Raw genomic sequence first — 4,742 nt, forward strand, 5'->3', positions numbered from 1 at the left:
GAGGGCTTTCGCCCGGCACGCCCAGAGCACACACCTACGCGGACATCAGCCGCTACCGCGGCGGGCGCGCGGCCCGCCCTCCGGGCGGACGACGGGTTTGACGACAGGACCTAGAAGGGCGATGAAGATCTTGTTGAGGGGCTGTCCGGCCGTCAGGCCGGACAGCCCTCCGGTCATATGCCGGCCGGTGCGAGGTGCCAGGTGCCACTGGTGTGGGTGAGTCCGAGGTTGATCAGTCGGCGGAGGTTGAGGGCGGCGGCTCGGGTGTGGAGCCAGGTGTCGTTCTTGAGGGTGCCGCGGTAGCGCAGGCGCCGGTTGCCGTGGTGGACGAGCCATGCGACGGCGCGTTCGACCGGTGGCCGCCAGCGGCGGTAGTCGGCCTGCCAGCCGTGGTCGGTGGCGGCCTGGTGGCGGGCGGCCGCTTGGAGGTTGTGGTGCGGTCGGATGGTCAGGATGCGTCCGGCCTTGGCTTTGGTGCACCGCTCGCGCATGGGGCATCCGGTGCACAAGTGGCCGAAGGAGGCTTTGCGTTGGTGGTGCTGCCCGCTGGGGTCGGACAGGGCCACGGTGTGTCCGGCCGGGCAGGTCACGACGGCGGTTGCGGTGTCGATGGCGAAGTCGTCGAGGGTGAAGCCGCCGGGGACGGCAGGCCGCAGCGGGGCGGGCTTGAGGAACAGCCGGTGCCCGGTCCGGTCCAGGGCCTGGCGGGCGTGACCGGTGGAGTAGGCGGTGTCACCGAAGGCGTCCACCGGGGTGTCCTCGTCGGCGAGCAGCTCAAGACCCACGGCGGCCTCATGGTGCTCGGGCCCGGAGCCGGGCCGCAGGGCGACGGCGGTGTATAAGCCGGTCTCGGGCTCGATGGCCAGGTGGGCCTTGAAGCCGTCCTGCTGGTGGCTGCGGGTCTTGTGGACGTGGCGTGCTTCGGGATCGACGGTGGAGACCATCCGGTTCGGGGCGGTGCCCCGGGTGATGCGCCAGCGTCCGTCGCGGCCGTCGGAGTCCTCGGCGGGCTCGACGTCCTGACCGGCGACCAGGGCCAGGATGCCCACCGCGTTCGCGGCTTTGTCGCCGAGTTGCTGGTCGGGCAGGTGGCCCAGCAGCCGCAGGGCATCGGTGACCAGCGCGTCGACCAGCTCGGCGCGGGCCTGCTCGTCGTTCCAGGCGATGCGGGGCTTGCCCGGGTCGGTGTAGTCGTGCGCGCCGCACTGGGCAGCGGCGACCGTGTCGGCGCCGGGGACCTCGCGGATCACCGCGCGGACGGCGGCGATGATCTGGGTGACGGTGTCCTGGGTGGCGACCGCGTCGTCCAGCACGGTGGAGTCCAGTGCCCGGCGGTGCTTGCCCTTGAGGACCCCGGTGGCCTTCACGACCTCGCGTACGGCCTCGAAGATGCGGTTCGGGCGGGCGGAACGGGCCAGCCGGCGGCGGAAGTAGGCCAGCAGCGACGGATCGAACGCCATGTCGTGAAGGCCCAGCCCGCATCCGGCCTTCCACCGCAGATCGCACCGCAGTTCCTGCACCGTCTCGAAGTCCGACAGCCCGTGCAGGGCCTGCAAGGTGATCGCGGCGGCCAGGATCTGCGGCGGCATGCTCGGCCGCCCGTTCGCCGACGGATACATGTCCACGAACATCTCAGCCGGAAACAGCTCGCCACGATGCTCGGCCAGAAACGCGAACACACTCCCCGCCGGAATCAGTTCCCGGCAGGTCTCCCACACATCCGGCCCGACCATCTCGCCGACCCACTCACCCATCGCCACATGACGAGTCTGGCCCTGCCGCTGACGCGGCAGGGCCAGAACCCAAGATCTTCATGAGCCTTCTAGGNCATGACGAGTCTGGCCCTGCCGCTGACGCGGCAGGGCCAGAACCCAAGATCTTCATGAGCCTTCTAGGGAGTTGGTGGGGCGGCGGTGGTCACCGCGTCGACGAGCTTGGCCAGCGCCTCCGCGAGGGCACCCAGCCCCGGCCCCGCCGGGCCGCCCGGCTCGGTCATATACGTATCGCGGCGGATCTCGATCATCAGGGCGCTCACCCGGGGGTCGTTCCCGTAGTACTTCAGCGGGACGTACGCCCCCGCGAACGGGCTGTCGACTCCCGTACCGCCGAAGCCGGCGAACGTCTCCTCGGCGAGGGCGAGCAGGTGGGGCGGGGTATGGAAGGGGTCGCGGCCCAGGCAGATGGGCGGTCGGGGGCCGTCGCCGTGGAGCTCGTACGGGAGACGCCTCGTCGGATACGAGTGGACGTCGATAATCACCGCCCGGCCCGCGGCCTCCAGCCGGTCGGTCACCGCCTCGGTCATGGCGGCGGCGTACGGATGGAAGTAACGGTCGAGGAGAGACCGGCCGTCGTGATCGGCGGGACGGAGGTCCTCCCCGTGCGTGGTCCGGGTGTAGACCGCGCCCATGCCGACAGCCAGCATCTCCTCCCGCTCGTCGGGGAAGCGCTCGGGGTCGACGACCAGCCGGGACAGCCGGTTCACGAACGTCCAGGGCCGGATGGCCGACCGGGCGGCGGCCTGCTCGGCGATCCGGTCCGTGTGCGCGTCGGTGATGTGGTCCAACTCCCGTGCCAGAGAACGGTCGTTGAGAAGAATTTCGGCCCGTACGGCGGCCGGAATCTTCCGTGAACCGTGGGGCGCGTGCAGGATGACGGGGGAGTCCGGCGCCCCCGGGGTGAGCCAGTGGGGGGCCGTTGGATCGTTCCTCAAGAGGTCCTCGCTGGGGTGTCGGATCCGCGTACTGCGCGCGTTCCTGGGTCTTCCGGTGCCTTCCAGAGTCGTAGTACATCCCGGCGGCAGGTGCGTGAGGACTTGGGCCCGCCTCGGACACGGCCGCGTGACGCGCGTGAAACACCTCGTCCCTAATTTCTGTCGCCCGACAGGAATTTGCCCTTCGCGCGCCGCGTGTGCGAAAGCTCGCGCCGCTTGTGTGAAAGCAGGTTGCCGCCATGACGAGCACCGCCTCCGCCGATGTCCGCCCGGATCCGCCGCACTCCCCCGACGACCGCTCCCTGACCGCGTTCGGCTACCGCCAGGAACTGCACCGCAGCCTGGGGCGGTACGCGTCGTTCGCCGCCGGTTTCTCCTTCATCTCGGTTCTCACCACGGTCTTCCAGTTCTTCGCGTTCGGGTACGCGTTCGGCGGTCCGGTCTTCTTCTGGACCTGGCCGGCGGTGTTGCTCGGCCAGTTGGCGGTGGCCGCGTGCTTCGCGGAGCTGGCCGCGCGTTATCCGCTGTCGGGCGCGATCTACCAGTGGTCGTCACGGCTGTCGAACCTCACCTTCGGCTGGTTCGCCGGCTCGATCATGGTGATCGGGCAGATCGTGGTGGTCGCCGCGGCCGCACTCGCGCTGCAGATGGTGATGCCCGCGATCTGGTCGGGCTTCCAGCTCGTCGGTGGCGACCCGGCCCCGACCAGCGCCACCGGAGCGGCGAACGCGGCCGTCCTGGGCGTGATCCTGCTGGTGCTCACCACGGTCGTGAACGTGCTCGACAACCGCGTGCTGTCGATGGTCAACCGGGTCGGCGTCACGGCCGAGATCATCGGCGCCGTACTGATCATCGTGCTCCTGCTGACCCACGCCGAGCGCTCCCCCGGCATCACCTTCCACACCGCCGAGGGCAGCACGGGGCTGCTCGGGGCGCTGCTGGTGGGCTCGTTCATGGCGGCGTACGTGATGATCGGCTTCGACAGCGCGGGCGAGATGAGCGAGGAGACCCGCCATCCGCGCCGCACCGCGCCCCGCACGATCCTCACCGCCCTCGGCGCGGCCGGTCTGCTCGGCGGTCTGCTCGTCCTCGGCGGACTGCTCGCCGCGCCCAGCCTCACCGACGGCAAGCTGGGCGTGGACGGCCTGAGTTACGTCCTGACCAGCAGCCTCGGCGACGGGGTGGGCCGCTTCCTGCTCGCCGACGTGGTGGTGGCGATCACGGTGGCCACGCTCGCCATCCAGACGTCGGCGTGCCGCATGCTCTTCTCCATGGCCCGCGACGGCCAACTCCCCTTCTCCAAGCGGCTCGCCAAGGTCAGCCCACGCACCGGCATGCCGAGCGCCTGCGCCCTGGTCGTAGGCCTCCTCGCCGCCGCGCTCCTCCTCCTCAACTTCACCTCACCCGACGCGTTCCTGGCCATCGGCACCACCTGCATCGTGATGCTCTACCTGGCGTACGCGATGGTCACCGGCCCGCTCCTGATACGACGCCTGAAGGGCACGTTCACCACCGACACCACCGACGAAACCGGCAAGCCCCTCTTCTCCCTCGGCCGCTGGGGCATCCCCATCAACACCCTCGCCCTCATCTACGGCCTCTTCATGACCATCAACCTCGCCTGGCCCCGCGCCGAGGTCTACGACCCCGCTGGCGGGCACTGGTGGTTCCAGTGGTTCACGGTGTTGTTCTTGGGGGTGACGGTGGGGGTGGGGGTCGGCTACCGGCTGAAGCGTTAAGAGGGGCGAGGTGGAGGAGCCTGTGGCGCTGGCGCCCCCGGCTACACCGACCCCGTCCAGTTTCAGCCAGGCAATCCTTACGGTGCTCCCACGTGGTCGATGAATGGCTGATCCAGCGAGGTGGGCCTTGCAGGCGCCCCGTTGCCAGGCCCCACCGCATCGTCGAAACCGTGGCCTCGCTCAAGGCCGACCACCCTGCCTGAATCCAGCACGAAATCCGATGCGACTAGGGCCTGTATCTGGTTTCGATCAAGGGGTGGCCCGCGCGAGCTCCTTGATCCAGATCATCGAGC

General features: G+C 69.7%; 3 protein-coding genes. 1 reads left to right on the forward strand and 2 read right to left on the reverse strand.

All coding sequences use genetic code 11. The annotated features are described in order from the left end of the window. Positions 1-173: 173 nt before the first annotated feature. Both F3T56_RS45685 and F3T56_RS45690 read right to left on the reverse strand, forming a co-directional pair. Positions 174-1,754, reverse strand: coding sequence for an IS1182 family transposase (locus F3T56_RS45685; RefSeq protein WP_149831347.1), 1,581 nt, complete (start codon positions 1,752-1,754; stop codon positions 174-176). A 137-nt stretch (positions 1,755-1,891) separates the two neighbouring features. Beyond that, positions 1,892-2,710, reverse strand: coding sequence for an N-formylglutamate amidohydrolase (locus F3T56_RS45690; protein ID WP_149831348.1), 819 nt, complete (start codon positions 2,708-2,710; stop codon positions 1,892-1,894). A 239-nt stretch (positions 2,711-2,949) separates the two neighbouring features. Here F3T56_RS45690 and F3T56_RS45695 point away from each other — a divergent pair, with 239 nt between their 5' ends. Next, entirely contained in the window at positions 2,950-4,449 is a 1,500-nt protein-coding gene (locus tag F3T56_RS45695; RefSeq protein ID WP_149831349.1) for an amino acid permease, read from the forward strand. The last annotated feature ends 293 nt before the right edge of the window (positions 4,450-4,742 follow it).

The sequence above is a fragment of the Streptomyces tailanensis genome (genome assembly GCF_008386495.1).
Classification (GTDB): domain Bacteria; phylum Actinomycetota; class Actinomycetes; order Streptomycetales; family Streptomycetaceae; genus Streptomyces; species Streptomyces tailanensis.

Excerpts from the sequence above, each read along its gene's own strand:
- F3T56_RS45685 (WP_149831347.1), bottom strand. The coding sequence starts at position 1,754 with ATGGGTGAGTGGGTCGGCGAGATGGTCGGGCCGGATGTGTGGGAGACC.
- F3T56_RS45695 (WP_149831349.1), top strand. The coding sequence starts at position 2,950 with ATGACGAGCACCGCCTCCGCCGATGTCCGCCCGGATCCGCCGCACTCC.